Source organism: Pacificitalea manganoxidans, assembly GCF_002504165.1.
GTDB lineage: Bacteria > Pseudomonadota > Alphaproteobacteria > Rhodobacterales > Rhodobacteraceae > Pacificitalea > Pacificitalea manganoxidans.
In genome coordinates, this window is the sequence record NZ_CP021406.1 from 73135 (window position 1) to 90305 (window position 17171).

Annotated in this window: 17 protein-coding genes; 4 read left to right on the top strand and 13 right to left on the bottom strand. The window is 60.0% G+C overall.

Going from position 1 to position 17171, the window contains the following annotated elements:
• Nucleotides 1-19 precede the first annotated feature (19 nt).
• From CBW24_RS16440 to CBW24_RS16490, 10 genes are all read right to left on the bottom strand, one after another.
• Nucleotides 20-1504: a DUF4365 domain-containing protein gene (locus tag CBW24_RS16440; RefSeq protein WP_232530359.1), complete on the bottom strand. Its 1485-nt coding sequence runs from the start codon at nucleotides 1502-1504 to the stop codon at nucleotides 20-22.
• Between the two features lie 40 nt (nucleotides 1505-1544).
• Nucleotides 1545-3530, bottom strand: coding sequence for a type IV secretory system conjugative DNA transfer family protein (locus CBW24_RS16445; RefSeq protein ID WP_097374442.1), 1986 nt, complete (start codon nucleotides 3528-3530; stop codon nucleotides 1545-1547).
• An 8-nt stretch (nucleotides 3531-3538) separates the two neighbouring features.
• Entirely contained in the window at nucleotides 3539-5872 is a 2334-nt protein-coding gene (locus CBW24_RS16450) for a relaxase/mobilization nuclease domain-containing protein (RefSeq protein ID WP_097374443.1), read from the bottom strand.
• On the bottom strand, nucleotides 5859-6440 hold the full coding sequence (locus CBW24_RS16455) for a helix-turn-helix domain-containing protein (RefSeq protein ID WP_067920604.1): 582 nt from the start codon (nucleotides 6438-6440) through the stop codon (nucleotides 5859-5861). Before CBW24_RS16455 ends, CBW24_RS16450 begins: the two co-directional genes overlap by 14 nt.
• Before the next feature lie 564 nt (nucleotides 6441-7004).
• A complete protein-coding gene (locus CBW24_RS16460) occupies nucleotides 7005-7211 on the bottom strand; it encodes a hypothetical protein (RefSeq protein WP_007120662.1) in 207 nt (68 codons plus the stop codon).
• 538 nt (nucleotides 7212-7749) lie between these two features.
• Nucleotides 7750-8679, bottom strand: coding sequence for a DUF2493 domain-containing protein (locus CBW24_RS16470; RefSeq protein WP_067920602.1), 930 nt, complete (start codon nucleotides 8677-8679; stop codon nucleotides 7750-7752).
• A gap of 848 nt (nucleotides 8680-9527) precedes the next feature.
• The gene (locus tag CBW24_RS16475; protein WP_082851009.1) at nucleotides 9528-9953 is read right to left on the bottom strand and encodes a ubiquitination-like system serine protease family protein; all 426 of its coding nucleotides are present in this window, start codon (nucleotides 9951-9953) and stop codon (nucleotides 9528-9530) included.
• A complete protein-coding gene (locus CBW24_RS16480; RefSeq protein WP_097374444.1) occupies nucleotides 9934-11127 on the bottom strand; it encodes a ThiF family adenylyltransferase in 1194 nt (397 codons plus the stop codon). The genes CBW24_RS16475 and CBW24_RS16480 overlap by 20 nt, the downstream gene beginning before the upstream one ends.
• Nucleotides 11102-11368, bottom strand: a complete 267-nt coding sequence (locus CBW24_RS16485; RefSeq protein WP_067920598.1) for a multiubiquitin domain-containing protein — start codon at nucleotides 11366-11368, stop codon at nucleotides 11102-11104. The genes CBW24_RS16480 and CBW24_RS16485 overlap by 26 nt, the downstream gene beginning before the upstream one ends.
• Before the next feature lie 17 nt (nucleotides 11369-11385).
• Nucleotides 11386-11619, bottom strand: a complete 234-nt coding sequence (locus CBW24_RS16490; RefSeq protein ID WP_065331965.1) for a DUF2188 domain-containing protein — start codon at nucleotides 11617-11619, stop codon at nucleotides 11386-11388.
• Nucleotides 11620-11760: 141 nt separating this feature from the next.
• On the opposite strand from CBW24_RS16490, the gene CBW24_RS16495 reads away from it, so the two are divergent.
• From CBW24_RS16495 to CBW24_RS16510, 4 genes are all read left to right on the top strand, one after another.
• Complete coding sequence (locus tag CBW24_RS16495; protein ID WP_067920594.1) at nucleotides 11761-12084, top strand: helix-turn-helix domain-containing protein; 324 nt, start codon at nucleotides 11761-11763, stop codon at nucleotides 12082-12084.
• Nucleotides 12081-12992, top strand: a complete 912-nt coding sequence (locus tag CBW24_RS16500; RefSeq protein WP_067920606.1) for an ImmA/IrrE family metallo-endopeptidase — start codon at nucleotides 12081-12083, stop codon at nucleotides 12990-12992. The genes CBW24_RS16495 and CBW24_RS16500 overlap by 4 nt, the downstream gene beginning before the upstream one ends.
• A gap of 143 nt (nucleotides 12993-13135) precedes the next feature.
• Nucleotides 13136-13726 carry a type II toxin-antitoxin system RelB family anti-toxin gene (locus tag CBW24_RS16505; RefSeq protein WP_067920593.1) on the top strand — a complete coding sequence of 197 codons (591 nt, stop codon included), beginning with the start codon at nucleotides 13136-13138 and terminating at the stop codon, nucleotides 13724-13726.
• A complete protein-coding gene (locus CBW24_RS16510) occupies nucleotides 13719-14951 on the top strand; it encodes a type II toxin-antitoxin system HipA family toxin (protein ID WP_097374445.1) in 1233 nt (410 codons plus the stop codon). The genes CBW24_RS16505 and CBW24_RS16510 overlap by 8 nt, the downstream gene beginning before the upstream one ends.
• Before the next feature lie 502 nt (nucleotides 14952-15453).
• Here CBW24_RS16510 and CBW24_RS16515 read toward each other — a convergent pair.
• The 3 genes from CBW24_RS16515 to CBW24_RS16525 all read right to left on the bottom strand — a co-directional run bounded on the left by CBW24_RS16515 (nucleotide 15454) and on the right by CBW24_RS16525 (nucleotide 17171).
• Complete coding sequence (locus CBW24_RS16515) at nucleotides 15454-16182, bottom strand: DUF736 family protein (RefSeq protein ID WP_067920589.1); 729 nt, start codon at nucleotides 16180-16182, stop codon at nucleotides 15454-15456.
• 124 nt (nucleotides 16183-16306) lie between these two features.
• The gene (locus CBW24_RS16520; protein ID WP_097374446.1) at nucleotides 16307-16609 is read right to left on the bottom strand and encodes a hypothetical protein; all 303 of its coding nucleotides are present in this window, start codon (nucleotides 16607-16609) and stop codon (nucleotides 16307-16309) included.
• 100 nt (nucleotides 16610-16709) lie between these two features.
• Nucleotides 16710-17171, bottom strand: a complete 462-nt coding sequence (locus tag CBW24_RS16525; protein WP_067920585.1) for a DUF6915 family protein — start codon at nucleotides 17169-17171, stop codon at nucleotides 16710-16712.

Consider the following 17171-nt stretch of genomic DNA (forward strand, 5'->3'; position numbering starts at 1 on the left):
ATCTTTGCTTTGAAGCCGCTCATAGGTCGAAGCTACCTTGTTCATCCGAGCTGGATGGGTTTCTAGATTTTTGCGCTTTCGCACCCCAGACATCCTCGGGAACGCTCTTTGGCAGTTCGATGAAAGGCGGGTCGCCAAACTTGATGACGCGATCTATCTTGATGTCAGGCGCCAGCAATCCGCCGGTATCTTCAAATTCCATACCTGAAAGCAATCGATGCCACATGATAACCTGGCCTCGAACAGTGCTGTTTGTGTCGAGACGTTTCTTCCCGGACAACAATGTGTCCGGGTAGTTGAGAGCTCGTTCTCCATCGGAAGTGAAGTAGTAGGATGGGCTGATGATCAAGTACCATTGATCCGCCAAACGCTCAAACCGTGGATGGAATGAATGGTGCCGCACATAGTCGATGGGCCCCGCCCCTTTCGACTTCTGATAGACACTGACAACGTCGGCCTGCGTCTTCTGTTTGGCACCAAGATAGCGGAACTTGCGCCCGACGCCTCCAGGCGCTGGCAAGAAGTAGAACTGCTTTTTCTTTCCGTCCCACCCGAGCAAATCGCGAAAGTCATGCGCCAAGGTATGCCGTAACAGACCCGCAAATTTATACTGCTGATCCACCGCGTCGTGTTTGGCCAGAAAGTCGGTTTCGATCTTTTCTACCTGATCCCTCTCGACTAGATCGCGCACGGGCGTGGTTAGCGGATCGCAGAATGTCCAAAGCGATGTTTCATCGATCATCCAATCGTATCGCTGACCTTTCCGGACCTTGTTCATCCGGGCGAGGGCTTTCTGCGTGGAGAGCTGGGTCTGCGCGACGAAGATCTCGTCGGGAAGCTGCAAAGGCACCATATTGATAATCGCTTCTTCCCCTCCCCCAAGTGGAGGGACGTAGTATCCGTGCCCTTGCTTGGCGACCGTGAGCGCGGCGAGGCGATCCTTCGCGCGCCCGTCCAAAACGTCTCGTTCCTTGTCGAAGTGCAAAATGCGTTCGGCCTCGCCGACGAGGTTTTCGAGTGACTTCCAAAAGAACGTGTCATCCGAAAGCCTGTAGAGAACCAGTATCACGGGAAGGTTGGAGCCGCGCCAGTAGTCGAAATCCTTTGCGCGAACTCGATAGGTGAATGCGGAATCCGTCTCACCCGCATAGGTGCCACTCTCAGTAGCCTTGACCTGAACGGCGATCATTTTGGCAGTCGGCTGATCATCGTCCATCACCTCAGCGATGCCGTCTATCCCTGCTTCCAGCCGTGACCTCCCATCGAATTGGAATCCAATTCGTAAGAATTGAAGGTTAGCTGCCTTCTCCCCGATTTCGCCCATTCGCCGGCTGGTTGTAATTTTCTTATTCACATCTCGATCCCCGAAAACAGGCTGTTCGAGATGTAACACTTTATCTGGCGCAACATAAGGGAGGAGCAACAAGATATGGAAACTGCCCTTGCGAAAGGTCAAGCCTGATAGAGCGAACTCTAAATCACCCAGAACGCGACTGACAACCATCACTTGATACGCCAACTTCTGGATGCAACAACCCATCAAGTTAGAACCCCTGTTTCAGGGCCTTCTCCAGATCACCCAAATCATTTACTGCCGTTTGTACCTGCTCGTCGCCGGCATCTTCCACTGAACCAAGAGCTGCCACCTCCCCTACAAAATCCATCTCCATCTGCCTCTGCGCTTCTACAACAACCGCCTGCACCACGACCGCCGACTTCTTCGGTGTGCCGTCGGTTCGCGCCAGCGGTTGTTCCGCCTTAGCCCGCGCCTGCTCCGAGCCAAGCACGGCCGTTTCGTTCTGGCCTCCACCCATCGACGGCGGAGTCATCGGCATGGCCCGCACACTTAACGGCAGCGTGCCCTGCGACCCACCTCCCCCTGGCTCCGGAAACGGCAACTCCCCCGTTTGCGCCGCGTGGATCGCCTTGAACAGCCGATCGTCAAAATATTGGATCCGCTTTGCACGGACCGGCATCTGGGCATCGATGACCATGACGATCTCATCGAGCGGTAGGCGGCGCGCCTCATCTTCAGGTAACAACGAACTTTCTTCGGTCCGTGTGGATTGGCTGCGCCCTTCAAAGGGGTTTTTGCCGATGGACTGGGAGCGCGTGATGACGGTCTTCGTGGTCTTGCCAACCGCCTTGCTCAGCTCCTCGACGGTTTTTTCATCCGAGGGCGTGAGATAGAGTTTCACGCCGGCGTTGCCCTGCAGGGCGCGGCGAGTGTTCTCGCCGTAGATTTCATCGAGGGCGGGGATGGTTTGGGTGACCACGGCAAGGTGGCCGCGATAGGTGCGCAGGGTCTCGATGCTCTCGACCACGATGGGCATCTTGCCGAGGCGATTGAACTCGTCGAGCATGATCATCACTGGCCACGGCTCATCCGGTCCGGGATCTTTTTCCTGCATGGCCGAGAGAAGATCGGAGAAAAACAGCCGGATCAGGGGTGCGAGCGGCTTCACCATGAGGGGCTGGACGACGAGATAGACCGAAAAGGGTTTCTTGCGGATCGTCCGGAAATCAAAGTCCGACACGGCCGTCGCCTCATCGATGGCCGGGTTTTGCCATTGATCGAGCCCCGAGGTCATCAGGAGCGAGACATAGGAGGTCAGCGTATCGTTGTTGGTCGAGGCCAGCCGGGTGAAGATCAGCTTGGCGGCCCTGTTGTCCACCTCGTGGCCCCGCGCGAAATACTCCTTCTGCTTGTTCCCGCCCGACGCCGCGATGCGGTAAATCTCGCCCAAGGTGGGGCGCTTGCGCTGGAAGGCCAGCAGCCCTGCCGCCACGAAGAGATCGATCCCGCCTTTAAGCAGGCCCTGCACCCGGTCGTTGTCGCTCTGCAGGAAGAGCGTCGCCAGGAGCTGCAATTCCATCTGCTGGCGCGCGGGATCTTTCAGCTCGAAGATGCGCAGGAGCGGGTTGTAACGATGCGTGCGCTTGCCCTCCCAATCGGTGGGGGCAAAGCGATAGACCTTGTCGCCTTGGGCTGCGCGGTGGCGGGCCGTTGCCTCGAAACACTCGCCCTTCACATCGAGCGTCACGGCGGAGCCTTGCCAGGTCAGCAGGTTCGGAATGACAAAGCCCGTGGTCTTGCCGCGGCCCGTGGGGGCCACGATCAGCGCATGGGGGAAGACCTTGGAGCAGATGTAGTTGGCGCGGGAGCCCGGCGGCCCCAGCTTGCCGAGGATGAACCCGGTGCCCGGCGCCCCGAAGAAGCCATTGGCCTTCATCTCGCGCGCGGTCTGCCAATGGGTCTGGCCAAACCGTGTCAGGGCGGACCCTGAGAGGGCGAGGCTCAGCATCAGCCCGGCGGCGGCGAAGCTGCCGATGATCAAGTGAATAAGTTGCGCGTCCTCCGGGCGGCGATTGAGGATCGCCATGTAGTTCTGCGCGATATAGGCAAAGTCGATCTCGGCGCCGAAGCCGAGATCCTGGTAGGTCAGCACCGCCGAAGCGATCGTATAGCCCATGGCACCGGTCACCAGCGTTACCAACAAGACACCGGTCGCGATCCGCGCCTTTCCCATGGCGGCGCTCAATGGACGTGACCCCGCTCGGTCTCGCCATCCACGTCTGTGGTGCGGTGTTTTTCGTATTCGGTGTCGGCAAGATCATCGACCACCTGGCGCAAGGCCTCCGTGTTGGCCGTTGCTGCATCCGATTGCAGGTAGACCTTGGCGACATAAAGCCGGTCGAGGCGGTCCTCGAGAACCTTGTCCAGCGCATCGGCATCGCCGGATGTGAGCCGCTCGAGTTGACGGTCATCCAGCGCCCGCGCGATCTCGTCGCGGAAGGCGTCCCGCTCCGCCTCGGTCTCGAAGGGCGCGGACAACTCCCCCGCCCGCTCATGGTCCAGGACACGCGCAATCTCGTCTGCAAGGCGGTCGGCACGGTCAGACTGCGAAGCAGTTTCACCGCGGGCTGCGAGGAGTGCGTCGCGCGTGCCAAACCCAAGCCCGTCGCGCATCTCGTTTTCGCGGCGGACCTGATTGATGACCTCCGTGTCGCGTATCTCGACGACGGCCGCATAGGTCGCGCCGAGCCCGCGGGCGAGGTGGGACGGGATGTCCGGATAGCGCGCTCGTAAGTCATCCGTGACAGCATCTGCAACGGGCGTGCGGAGGTCGCGTCCCTCCATGATGCGGTCGACCTCGCTGGTGATCTCGCTGGCGCGGGCCACATCGGTGATGGTCTCCCTGTAGGGCTCAGACCGGTCGATCACATCGCCGGGGCGTGCGAGCAGATCCGGGTGTGCCTCGAGATACGCGCGCTGCTCCGTCTCGATCCGGCGCTCCGCCCTTGAGACAACCTCCCAGTCCCGGTCCTCGATCTGCTGCGCGGTCAGGCCCTCTGCGCGCATCTCCTGACGGATTGTCCCTTCCATCGCCCGCACCGCGCCCTCATGATAATGGAACTGCTCGCTGATCGGTTCCGCTTCCATGACGCCATCCCGGCGCAGCACGTTTTCCCGTTCCAAGAGCGTGCCGAGCGCGACATGCACATCGTTGAGACTGTCTCGCGCCTGTTCCAGATCGGCGCGGCGCTCGAGGTTCAGGTTCCGCGCCTCGGCCACTTTGGAGAGATCATTGGCGATCCATTGATGTTCGAGCGCTGCATTTGACGCGCCCGTCTCGATCCGGGCCACCACTTCCGATGTGCTGATCCCTGTGCCCCGTAGTGCCGCGTCAATGCGCGATCTCAGGTCGGGCTCGGCCAGTCGCTCGCGCTGGCTGGCGTCGATATTGGCTTCGGAATAGATCCCGCCCTCCGAGGGGGTCTCTGACAGCGTGGATGATCGCAGCCCCAAGGGCTGCATGTGCTGGACCTGCGTCTGGATCTCGATGAGGCGCTTTTCCAGCATGGGACGTTCCGCGTCAGACTTCTCGGCGATCATGCCCTGCACTCGCGCGAGCTTTTCCGCATAGAGGCTTCTGAGATCCTCGAAGCTTTGATCCTCAGCCATATACACATCTCCTGTTCGGTCCATCTGTCCGCCATGCGCCAGCACCTCGCCCGCGCGGAAGAGTGCCGCGGCAATATTCTCGCGGGCTTCACGCGAAGCCTCCGCGGCAAGCGAATGGTAGACGGTTCTGGTGTTGGCGATCTCCGCCAGCGTCCGGGTCAAGTCGGCCCCCACACGTTCGCGCTCGCGGGGCGCGCGACCCTCTTCTTTCGCGGCGTAGATCTCGCTGGTCCGGGCCGGGTAATGCACGACGCCGCGCTCCACCCGCCGCGTGGCTTCCAGCCGCACGCCGTACTTCACGGCCTCCTCGACCATGGCGAGCCGGAAGTCGTCATAGTTGAAGCGATGGTTGCGCCCCAGAAAGAAGAACTCGCCTTCCTGCGAGCGACGGTTCAGCACCAGATGCGCATGCGGGTGATCGCGGTCTTCATGCACTGCGATGATGTAGTCGAAATGCCCCTCGTCGGTCTGGAAAAACCGCTCCGCCACATCAGTCGCGATGTCGCGCACATCCTCCCCGCGCGTGCCGATGGGGAAGGACATGAGCATGTGGGTGGTCTGCCCAAGCTTGGGCTTGAAGCCCGCATCCCACCGCTTGGCAAAGCGCTCGGTCAGATCCTTGATGTCACCCGCCTCGAGCTTCGTCTTGCCATCCAAGAACCCGCTACTGTCCACGATATGGGTGGACTTGGTGGTGAGGTAATCGAGCTGGTTTGCGAGCTGCGATTTGGTATGCGTTCCCCCGCCCCGGATCGCCTTGAAGACCGCTGGCCGGTGGCCTGCTGCCGCGCGCACAAGCTGGGTCTGCTTGGCCACGTGCAGCCCCTGCATTGAGCCCCGGACGCGGCTCCAGCCATCCCGAAACACCTCGCCCGTGACGGCATGGACGGCATCATTCAGCTGCATGCGCAAACTCCCTCAGCGCGGCCGTGGCCTGCAGCTGCATCGCATCCCGACGGCGGCGCAGGAGCAGGTCGATCTCGTCAGCGGAATCCAGGATGAACCGCGCCAGCCCGCGCATCTGTGCGAGGCGCAATTCGGTGAACTCCGAGCCGGCCCCCTGCCCTTGCCGATTGGCCTGCGTCATCTGTTTGGCGATCTGCGCGACCCCATTGCCGACCTCGTGCAGCGAGGCGCGGTAGCGCGCCATCTCAGCTGCCATCTGCGCGTCCGGAACGAACACCCCGCCTGCCGCCTGAATGAGCCGCCGCAGCCCCTCGGCCCGGCTTTCGATCCCCGCCTTCGCCAGCACCGCGTCGAGCGCCTCAAGCTCCGCAGCCGTGACCTTCACACTGACCGCTGAGACCGGAATTGCGGCATCCGTCTGGCGCTCGGCATCGGCTTTCAAGACGTAGCGCACGGCGCGCGATGTAACACCGAACCGCGCAGCCAGCTCGGACGTCGACACACCCTCCGCGGCCTCGCGGACGATCTGCATCTTCTCGATCTCTGTCAGGCGTTTTGTTCGGGACATGCGGAAGAAAGACCCCCTATTTCCTGCCACCTTCCACCAAGGCCGCCCCTACCTTACGATAATATACCGTGATGTCAATTATATACTTACGTTGCATTCAGTCTCAGGCAGCCTTGGTGTCCGCTTCACGCCGCGGCCCGCAGGGACGCGGCTCTGCCGCCCTCACCACCGGGCGACCCACCTGTCCTAGGGGTCCCGTCCACCAGCCCCGCCCGAGGGTCTGGCCGAACACGCTTGTGTTCGGACGGAACCGCGGGCGGGCGCAAACCCCACCGACAGGGCGGATAGGCAGGGTCAAGGAGGGCCAGATTTGGGTCCCCAAATCTCTGCCGCAAAAACCGGGAGGCCAAGGCCTGCCGGTTTTTGTGGATGGCCCCCTTGAGGCTGACTGGCCGGTCTGTCGCGGCCTGATCATTCCGGGCGGCGATCGTCCTTTGAGCGCGCGGCTACCGGCACCAAGAGGAGGTCGCTGTAGGCGATCACCCGCGCCGGTGACGGCATACCTGGAACAGGGATCGGGCCGCCCCAAGATCGTCCTGGGGCGGCCCATCCTCGTCAGAGGACTTAGTCCTGGGGATCTTTAGCGCTCGGAGGGAACATCACCAGCTCCGAGACCGCGACCGGGAAGTCGAGCTTGAGGCTGAAGAACTCCGATCCATCCCCGTTGCGGGTGTTGCGGAACATCGCGCCCACGCGCTGAAAACGGGTGCGCTCCTGGCCATCGGTATCGGTGAACTTGACGGGGACGGTGGCGACGTAGTGGTTGGTCATTTGGGTTACTCCTTGTTGCGATGGGGATCACCCGGCACGGGGGCAAGAGGCCCGGTCGCAAGCGCAAATGCGGAGGGTCCGCGGCTTCGCCGTGGAAGCCGTATTTGTGCTTGCCGAAGCGTGAGCTGAGGGCACGATTGGGCCGACCCCGTGCGATCCACATCTATGAGCAAAAAGGAGAGCCCGGATGAGCCTTGCCATCACGCAGCCGCCACCATCCGCGTTCGCGTCACGCCGAGCCTGGCCGGGGTGCTGACGGAGCCCGCCCGCGTGGATGCGACGGTCCGAAACACCACCCGAGGGACGCGCAAGTCTTCAGCCTCAAGTGCGACGTCTCGACCCCTCGCGTCTTGCCCCGCTGACGATGTGCGTGAGGTGCGCACCATCCCCAGCCCGTACCGATGCGGATGGGCCGCACGCTGACGGACCGGGTAGAGGGATAACGGTGCTGGCCGCCGCAGACTGCCGATCACGCATGACCAATCGCACGCGCCATGAGACATGACGAAAGGGCCGCGCCAAGCGCGACCCCCTCTCTTCACTCCTGCGACGCATTCTTCACCGGGTCCGCAACCCGCATGACCGTCAGGCCTTTCGCTTCCGCTTTCTGCCCGAGGTTCAGCGCGACCCCGTTGCCGCCGAAGAGTACAACCCCCGTCGCCGCGAACTTGTCGTCCAGCATTTCGTCGTTGCACTTGAACGGTGCCGCCCGCCCATGCGCGGACCAGCGCGGATCGAAGCGCGCTTGTGCGACCCCGCGTGCCCGGGCCCACCGAGCCGCAATCATCTCCGCCCCGTGCTTGCCACCCTTGTGGCAGAGGAAGATCTCCTGGTTGCGGTTCTGTTTGATCCGTTCGCGAACCTTGTCGAGCGTGTTGAAGATCACATCGACATCGGTCCAGTCGGTGGCGCCTGAGACGATCAGGGGCACCCCCTCGACTTTCGACTTCTCGGCGGTTTCGCGGTCGTGCTGCTCGAGGAGCTGCCGCGCCTCGAAGACCGCCCCGGTCTCTTGCGCCCGGACGCTCGCGCGCGACCCGGCTGCCGGGATGAAGGCGTGACCGGTCTCAATCTCGTAGCATTCCGCAGCCGCCTCGCTCAACACTTCGATGGCGCTGACAATCTCGCGCAGCTGCACAAAGCGCGCCTGCGCCTCTTCGAGCGCGGTCTCGGCGATCTCCGATCCGTCGTGGGATTTTGCCAGCGCGCCGATCTTGTCGGCGGTGCGGTCGACCTCCTTGCCGAGCGCCACCTTGCGCCGCTGCAGGATCGTGGCGAGCCCATGGGCCAGCGGTTCGATTTCTGCTTCAAGCCCGGTCCCGCGGAGCTGCCCGAGCAAAGCCTCGAAGCTCTCGCGGATGATGTGGTCGGTCAGGATGTGATCTTCCGGGATCGGGAGCTGTGCGTCTTTCTCGGTCAGCCCGAAAAGCTCGATGGTCTCGTAGGTGTTCGCATTGTCGTAAGCCATGTCTGGTCTCCAGTGTTCGGTTCCAAGGCCACCACGTGAGTGTGGGGGCATGGCCGAATGCCTGGTTTCCGAATCTGCCCGGGTCAGGGACGGCGCAGCCGCCGGCTTGCCGGGCGCAAAAGTTTTCCGCGCACGGCACCCGACACATGCGCGCGCTCGCGCATGGCACCGCCCCAAGCCACCGGCTCCGCCCTCGCCGAAAAGTTTTGCGATCCTTGACGCGGGCTGATTTGGGGGCCATCCGGAGGATATGCTTCCGCACTCATGTGTGTGTGTTTTGACGGTAGGTTTGCCCGACCCGAGCAGGCAAACGGCCCGACCGGACGCGGAAGACGGATGAAGCGGCGGGATCGTTTTGGCCTCGGGCCAAAACAGACCAGAGCGCAATCCGGCGGAGCGGCCAGGAAGGGACGTGCTCGCGAGGCGGGCAAACCGGGGGCCTGGGTGCGACGCCGCGGTGAGGCCGCATGGCCGAATGCGCGACGGACCGAAGGGCCGTTCTCCCCTGCGACACGCGAAGCCGAGCAGGGGAGGCCGCAAGGCTGGGACTCAGGTCGATGTGCAGGCGTTAACGCTGCCGACTATACGAGTGTGTTTTCGCCAGCATTCGACGTGATGGGCGGGAGCCAGTCATTCGCAGCGCCTTGGACGAACGGCAGCGATGCGCAGGAAGTGGACTTCGCAAAGTTGCGGGTTTTGGCGGCGGGTGGGGATACATATGCTGCATGCGCATCTGGATAAACCGTCTTTCGCCATAGATGCAGCCGCCACACATCATCGAGCGGAAGGGATTCGGGACAAGGACAAAACCGCTCTCGCGGTAAGGGTATCGGCGTCGGAACTAATCATTACTTGCCGCTTAGCCACAGCCGGAAACGTTGCCAAAGACCTTGTCGCGCATCCGCATTCGCCCTTGCTGCGGGGGCTTCCGGCGCATCGTAATAGCGACCTTTGGCGCGACGGTCGTGAGCCCGTCCTGCTGCAATCTGTTCATCGCTCATATCGCCTGCCCATCGGATATTGCTGTGCTTGATCCAGTAATGCGATCGGCAGGGAAAACTCCAGTTTCCGATGGATGGCGAGAGCGACACAGATACACCGTCATAACCCATCTTCCAATCCGTCGGGCTTAAAGGCGTGACCACTTCGCGGCCGCAGCCACAGGCGCATTTATGAACGGCCGTCGCGTAATCCATGGCAAGATAAAGAACGCCTTCCTCAGTCCTCTCGGGGATCGCATCTACAAATTTATGGTTAATTTTCTTTATCGTCATCGAGCCTGTCCATGTTGTTTATCATGTTGCCGTCAATCGTGTAGTTGCTGGAATGCTCGCCCTCAAAATCGGCATAAAATCCAACCAGTTTCTTCCATCTGAGTACCGCGAGCGTTGCGTTCAGAGCGTTCAGGTCAGCGACTTGGATGTTGGTGGCGTAAGCTTCATCGATCTCTGCTTCGCCCATGCCCACGCGGCGGCGTAGCGGTTCGCGCCGCTCAGCTGTGCTCAGCGTCACCCGCAGCACGCCGACCAAGGCATCGTCGCCCATCTCGATGCCCATACCAACATCGATGAAGGGGATGCCCTGTTCTTCGAGGCGTTCGACTGCCGGGCGTTTGGCGATGCCGGAGTCAACGCACACAAAGACGAAATCCATCTCGTCTAAAAGGTCCGCGTTGGAGGCGTCGAGATAGACCGGGTAAGGGACGATCCCCTTGCGCATGGGTGCATAAAGCGCTGAGAAGTAATCGACCTTTTTGTTTCGACCGCGCAGTGTTTCGATGCTGGGCGCGCCAGGGCTCCGGAACGCGTTGTGCTGCAGGAAATCATCCCCATCGATGAGATGCAGCTCGCGGATCGGGGTCTTGGCGAGCAGATCGAGAACGTAAGAGCCGGTCCCACCAAGGCCGACAATTGCGACCTTGTTCATTGCCAGCTTTTCGGAGAGACCGCCGATTCCGGCCCGTGTCGAGGCTGTGTCTTGGTAGTTGAATACCGGATCAGGTTCATCGGAGTTTGCAACGACGTAGGTGCGCGCATCTGCCGTCGGATCGATTTTCCGCGCGGACGAAGCGATCATCTCTACATAGGTAGCCATCTTGTGTTCATAGTCGCGGTAGCCTTCTTTCGGCTTGGCCGAAAACATGTGGTCTACCGTGATGTCTTTGCCGAGGGTCTGGCGTCTGCTGGAATGCCTGATGCTTTCGAGCGTTTTGCCGTCCGGATCGCAAGGATGTTCGCCCACGAAGTACGCCTTGTGGTCGCTCGGCGTCATCGTTTCGCCCCCGTTCATCTGCAGAACAGAAACGAGGGTGCCAAGCTTTACCTCGCAATTGGCGTTCACGTAGGGCACGTTGGAAATCACGAGGTGGCCATTCTTTACGGCCACCTCGTATCCGCCCTCTTCGAGGGCCTTGAGATCGGCGTTACGACTTATCAGTTGCCGTGACATTGAAGATCATGCCCTCCTTCAGCTTCACGGTATCGCCCTCATCCAGCGTGCCTTCTGGCTTGTTGCCTTGACCGCGCCGGTAAGTGATCGTGAAGCAGATCATCTCGCCGGTGGGCGGGTTCTCATAGGCGAGGGCGATCAGATCGTTCTCACCAAGCTCGGTCGTTGTCACCGTCTTCTCGCGACCGTTAACGACAATCGTATACTCTTTGTCGGGTTTGCCTTTTTCGTCTTTCGCCATGGCTATGTCCTTTCTGTTTAACCTTTGGGCGGGAACGGATCGCCACCGTGGCTATCGCTGCTGGCGATCCGTCCGTCGCGGTTGTGGATGCGCAGTTCGCTTTGTTGGTTGCGGCTGATTTCACGTCCGCGATCAACAGCGTCCTGCTTCGTTTCATGGTGGCTGCTGGCGCGGGATGCGCCGCCACGCTTGACATCCCATCCGCCTGCCGGATTCGGCACGACGTGATGGGTCTTCGGTCCCTTACTCATGTTTCTCATACCTCCGGTTCGTTAGGGATGCAGGCACAAAAAGTACGCCCACTCCGAACATCATATATTTGTTGAAAGTCAGAAGTCAAGCACGTAAAGTATGTCTTTACCGAACAAGAAGATCGATGGGGAGGCCGCCACATGACCAACAGCCTGGGAGAGAAGATTCGCCGCTTACGAAAGGAGCAGAAGCTAACGCTCGACAAACTCGCCGAACTCTCCGGCTCCAGCAAAAGCTACATTTGGGAGCTGGAGAACAAGAATCCGCCGCGACCATCTGCGGAAAAGCTGACTAAGATCGCTGAAGTTCTTGGCGTCACGATTGAATACCTGCTCGACGAAAAGCAGGCGATATCAGAAGAGGATGCAGTCGATGTGCAGTTCTATCGCGAATACCGGCACATGGATGCCGACACCAAAGAAAAAATCCGCGAGATGGTAAAGCTATGGGGGAAGCCCGGATGAGCAAGCCAAAGTCGCCACAACGATGGGCATACGATCTGACCATCATCCTGAACACCTTGGGTGGCGACGACCGTTTTCCGGTAAACGTTGGAGCGCTTGCCTACGATTTTTCCAAGCAGCGCTTTCCTGACGATCCGATAAGTCTTGTGCAGGGCGCCCCGCTGAAAGGGTTCGAGGGCGCCTTGATGAAGGCGCCGCCCGGCGAAAAAGGCTGGGGCATTTTCTACAATTCCGACACAGCGTCGCCGGGACGTGTCAACTTTACGCTCGCCCATGAGTTCGGGCACTACCTCCTGCACAGACAGGATCATCCTGACGGTATCCATTGCAGTACCGAGGATATGGAACGCTGGGACAGCAAGTACCGGCAGATCGAGAAAGAGGCGAACGAGTTTGCCGCAAATCTACTCATGCCGTTGGATGACTTCCGCGCGCAGATCGCCCCGAAATCCCAGCCTGACCTGGAAGCTTTGGGAGAGTGCGCTGATCGCTACGGCGTATCCCTGATCGCAGCGACGCTGCGCTGGCTGCAGTACACCGAGCGCCGTGCAGTTCTTGTGAAGTCTATCGACGGCTTCATTCATTGGGGGTGGTCGAGTGGTCGCGCCTTGCGCACGGGCGCTTATTTCAAAACGTCCGGCCGACCACCAATCGAGATACCGGCAGCTGCGATTCCGGCAACGGATGCAGAGCTGATTAGACGAAAGGCAACGCGAGAGCATGAGGCGGGCGTCTGGTTCAAAGAGCCCTGCACCGAGCATGCTCTGGTCTCCGAAGTCCACGACTTTGCGCTTTCCCTTATCCATCTTGGGGATGCACCATCACGCTTCGAACTTTCCGAAGAGGCCGAGGAAGACACATACGACCGTATGATGAGCCGCACGCCCGGCTCCTCTTGGCTGAGCTAGAAGCGCCCCAATGACTGATATATTAAAGTAGATCTCAAATAGAGAATGATCTATAAAAGCAGATCATACCTTGAAATTGCAAGTCTTACATGATACATTTAAGTAGATCAGGCGCTTAGCTTGATGTGTAGGATTATATCAAAATGAGCTATGAGAGCGAGAAACTGGCAGCGACACTGAAGGCTGCGCGCGAGAAGAAGGGGCTTAGCCAGCGCGCGCTAAGCGCCCGTGCAGGCGTGCCGCAGTCGCACATCTCCAAGATCGAGAGCGGCGCTGTGAACCTGACGGTCTCAAGTCTGACCGCCATCGCAAACGCTCTTGGTCTGGAGCTGGCGCTCGTGCCGCGCAAGGCCGCACCCGCCGTCAGAACGATCACTCGCAGCGTAGGCGATGCGCCCAAGGCAACGCCCGAAACGCGCAAGGAGTTTACGCAGCTGGCCAAGCAGCTTGAGCACATCCAGTCACTCAAGATCGACAATTCAGCCATCCAGAATTTGCAGCGACAGTTTCGGGAGCTGCGCCAGTTCGAAAATCTTATCCGGAACACTGACACATTGCGCAGCATCCGCGAGGCGCTCAAAACCGTGGATAACACGGGCGGCCTTAAAACCCTGCAAGACGCGTCCAAGCAGATGAACAGTTTCCGCAACGCCCTCGCACACGGCATGGCCGATGAGGATCGAGCGCGCCCGCCGCGTCCCGCTTACCGCCTAGATGGAGATAACGATGAGTAGTGTCTCCGTCCTTAACGTCAATCTGTATGGCGCGCCCATCGGCACGCTCACCAATCTCGGGGGTGATCGCACCATCTTTGCCTTCACCGACGAGTATATTGCCGACCCAGACAGGGCGACCCTTGGTCTTGCCTTCAAGGATGAATTCGGGGAGCTCTATACGGAGTTTCGTCCGTATCAGAAACGCGTCATGCCCTTCTTCTCGAACCTTCTGCCCGAAGGGCACTTGCGCAAATACCTGGCGGAACAGGCAGGCGTGAATCCCGAACGTGAATTCTATCTGCTCTGGGCGCTTGGTCATGACCTGCCCGGCGCGATCACGATCACCCCGGCCGATGGTGAAGCCTGGCCGCCGGATGCTGCCGATGGAGCGGACGACCAAAGTGATGATCGCCGCGAGAACGCGCTGCGGTTTTCGCTGGCTGGCGTGCAGCTCAAGTTTTCAGCTGTGATGGGAGCAACTGGCGGCCTGACCATTCCCGCTTCCGGCGTTGGGGGTTCCTGGATCGTCAAGCTCCCCTCACGGGAATTCGCAGGCGTCCCCGAAAATGAATTCTCGATGATGAAGCTGGCGGGCCTGGTCGGGATGAACGTGCCTGCCATCGATCTCGTGGGGATCGATGCGATCAAGAACCTGCCCGTAGGCATCGATAAGATCGGCAAGCATGCCTTTGTGATCGAGCGCTTTGATCGGCTATCCGACGGGTCGCGCGTGCACATTGAGGATTTTGCGCAGGTCTATGGGCTCTATCCTGAAGACAAGTACGGCAATGGCACATTCCGGAACATTGCCCAGGTGATCGCCGCCGAAGGTAATGATGCAGACATCATCGAATATGTCCGGCGTCTGACCTTCAATATGCTGATCGGCAATGCCGACATGCATATGAAGAACTGGTCGTTAATCTATCCGGACCGGCGGTATGTCTCGCTGGCACCAGCTTATGATTTTGTGGCGACTGTGCCCTACATTCCGGGTGATGCGACGAACATGAAGATTAGTCGTGCTAAGGTGTTTTCGGCGTTCTCGGTGGATGAGCTGGAGCACCTTGCCGTCAAAGCTGCCATTCCGAAGAAGATGGCGATCGACGCTGCCAAGGAGACCGTTCAGCTTTTCAGAGACCATTGGAAGGTGGAAGCGGCAAACCTACCGATGAGCGATGAGGTCAGGTCAGCTGTTGAAACCCACATGAAGACAGTGCCCATCCTGGAAGAGCTTTCATAGGGCAAGTTGTTCCTGACTGACCATCAAAGCAGGGCGACAAGTGCGCCTGTATGTCCCCAGTTTTTTTGGCACTCTCAAACAAGTCGCCTGATCGTCTTTTGATCTTTGCCTCGTTCCAGCTGTCTTGTTCGCAAAGGCGCTTGTTCAGAAAGAGAAAGGCTGAGTTTGCAAAGATCGCTATCTGCGCTTCGCTGCCCTTGGTGCTTGCCGCAGCATCAGCCAGGGCAGCCACCGCCTGCTGAATGGCAGCTTTCGGGAAAAATGGTCCAAATAGTTCGCACTCGCAGCGGAGCAGTCAATGCGCCTGATGCGTAGGTCGTGGTTGGGCTGACACCGGCCATCCGTCGCGCTAAGCTCGAACGCCGACTCTGGGCCTACTCCGACACCTAACCTTAGCATAATTTCCTTCGCGCCATCTCTAAACCATACCAGCGCAGAAAAAGGGGAACCGTGATCCCACGGTTTCCCTTTGGGTTCAGATCGTCTCCCCCTCGCGCGCCGATTAGGCGACCAAGGAGAGCCCCACGCCCGCGTCCTGCGGCTGCTCACCGCTGTCGATGAACGGGATGATCGAGAAAGTCTGCCCGCCGCGCTGCTCTTCGTTCTGTACGGCGTTGACGCGCAGGTCGCCATCAGGCGTGTTGATCAGCAGGGACAGGTAGTCATTGCCCGTGCGGCTGCTTTTCGCCATCCACGCCGAGCCGACGCGGATCGGTGTGCCCCGGGGCGAGCTGACCTCGATCCGGTAATCGGGGTGGGTTTCCTCGGATTTGTAGCTGTTCTCGATCAGCATGAACTCCAGATCGAACATCATGTTGGCGATGTAGCCGGTGAAGGCGTTGTCGGCGTCCATGGCGGTGAGCTCCCCCGAGATCGAGCCGGATTTCATCAGGCCGTTCGAGACCAGCGGGATGATCTCAAACTCGCCGCTCTGGGCCGCGCGCGCCTCTTTCGTCTGCACCGCGTTGACCCGGAACGGACCCAAGCCGACATCGATCTGCATCGAGATGTAGGGGTTGCCGCTGGTATTGCCGGTCTCGTTCCAGGCCGTGCCGATGCGCACTTTGCGGCCTGATTTGTTGACTGCCGTCACGTCAAAATCCGGGCTGCGTTCAGACATCTTGGCCCGCGCCTCCAACTGGATGGCGATGTCAAAGCGCGTCGAATGGATTATGCCGGTGTACTGAACGGCTGCGGTCTCGACATTGCGGGTGAGGGTTCCTGCGAACATGGGATGGTTCCTTTTGGATTGGCCGGTGCCTGACGTTCTTGCCAACGCATCCGGGATTGCTTTCTCGACCCCTTGAGGGATCACAAATCAGAAAGCTTGCTTTCCTTTCAGCCCCGCCCACAGGTCAGAGCTGCCGTCCGAGTGGGAATGCCCCCGCGCCTCCTGGTGTTACGCCCCTCCCCTGCCCGTCTGGTCTTGATTGGCTGCCCGGATTTTCCGCGCCGTCCTCCAATCGCGCGACGAAGAACTCCGCCTCTTTTCCGTTCAACCGGTGCCCGCCCCGGTCGGTCAGACCGATGCAGCTACCATTCGGCACATAGGTGATGAGGTACTGACCAAGCCGGTCCTTGTGGACAATGTAGCCGGTATTGGCCCAATGCACTGTCTGGCCGGCATCGACGGCCGCCTTGATGTCATCGAGTGTCATGGGGTCCTCCTTACGAAGAATGGTGGGGAAACGACGCAAGAAGCCCGGTCGTCCAACCGGGCTTCCATGCAGCATTCGTTTGGCAAACGACCGAGATCTGTCAGGCACCTTGCGTGGCTTGCGTCGCGCGCGCCGCCATCCAATCCTTCAGGCCAAGAACCGTTCTTCCGGCGGCGACCTCGGAGGCCCAGGCAACCCTTGGGTCGCCGCAGGGCTCATCGCCAGAATGCCGGTCGATATGGCCATTGGCCATCCATGGCTCAGGCTGGATCCGTCGCAGCCAGTCCGCCATGCTCGGAATGCGGCCCTGGCAGTCTTCACGGATATGCTGCTCGCCGATCCAGCGCAGGGGAATGTCCCGACCTGCGCTATTGGTCAGGGTCAAGCCGAAGACACGTTCGGCCTCAAAAAGGCCTTGAGCGTGGTGGCGCATGGCTCGGTGCGTGAAGAGCGCGAGGTGCTCTTTCGAGGCGTCAAACCAATCGTGCACAGACTGATAGTCAGATGGCACCCCGCCGAATTTCCGGGCAGAGCTTTCGGCATGATGAAGCGGATGGGCCAT

Bases quoted from the DNA above. Each gene is read 5' to 3' on its own strand.
- CBW24_RS16440 (WP_232530359.1), bottom strand. From the start codon at position 1,504: ATGGTTGTCAGTCGCGTTCTGGGTGATTTAGAGTTCGCTCTATCAGGC.
- CBW24_RS16445 (WP_097374442.1), bottom strand. From the start codon at position 3,530: ATGGGAAAGGCGCGGATCGCGACCGGTGTCTTGTTGGTAACGCTGGTG.
- CBW24_RS16450 (WP_097374443.1), bottom strand. From the start codon at position 5,872: ATGCAGCTGAATGATGCCGTCCATGCCGTCACGGGCGAGGTGTTTCGG.
- CBW24_RS16455 (WP_067920604.1), bottom strand. From the start codon at position 6,440: ATGTCCCGAACAAAACGCCTGACAGAGATCGAGAAGATGCAGATCGTC.
- CBW24_RS16460 (WP_007120662.1), bottom strand. From the start codon at position 7,211: ATGACCAACCACTACGTCGCCACCGTCCCCGTCAAGTTCACCGATACC.
- CBW24_RS16470 (WP_067920602.1), bottom strand. From the start codon at position 8,679: ATGGCTTACGACAATGCGAACACCTACGAGACCATCGAGCTTTTCGGG.
- CBW24_RS16475 (WP_082851009.1), bottom strand. From the start codon at position 9,953: ATGACGATAAAGAAAATTAACCATAAATTTGTAGATGCGATCCCCGAG.
- CBW24_RS16480 (WP_097374444.1), bottom strand. From the start codon at position 11,127: ATGTCACGGCAACTGATAAGTCGTAACGCCGATCTCAAGGCCCTCGAA.
- CBW24_RS16485 (WP_067920598.1), bottom strand. From the start codon at position 11,368: ATGGCGAAAGACGAAAAAGGCAAACCCGACAAAGAGTATACGATTGTC.
- CBW24_RS16490 (WP_065331965.1), bottom strand. From the start codon at position 11,619: ATGAGTAAGGGACCGAAGACCCATCACGTCGTGCCGAATCCGGCAGGC.
- CBW24_RS16495 (WP_067920594.1), top strand. From the start codon at position 11,761: ATGACCAACAGCCTGGGAGAGAAGATTCGCCGCTTACGAAAGGAGCAG.
- CBW24_RS16500 (WP_067920606.1), top strand. From the start codon at position 12,081: ATGAGCAAGCCAAAGTCGCCACAACGATGGGCATACGATCTGACCATC.
- CBW24_RS16505 (WP_067920593.1), top strand. From the start codon at position 13,136: ATGAGCTATGAGAGCGAGAAACTGGCAGCGACACTGAAGGCTGCGCGC.
- CBW24_RS16510 (WP_097374445.1), top strand. From the start codon at position 13,719: ATGAGTAGTGTCTCCGTCCTTAACGTCAATCTGTATGGCGCGCCCATC.
- CBW24_RS16515 (WP_067920589.1), bottom strand. From the start codon at position 16,182: ATGTTCGCAGGAACCCTCACCCGCAATGTCGAGACCGCAGCCGTTCAG.
- CBW24_RS16520 (WP_097374446.1), bottom strand. From the start codon at position 16,609: ATGACACTCGATGACATCAAGGCGGCCGTCGATGCCGGCCAGACAGTG.
- CBW24_RS16525 (WP_067920585.1), bottom strand. From the start codon at position 17,171: ATGGCCCATCCGCTTCATCATGCCGAAAGCTCTGCCCGGAAATTCGGC.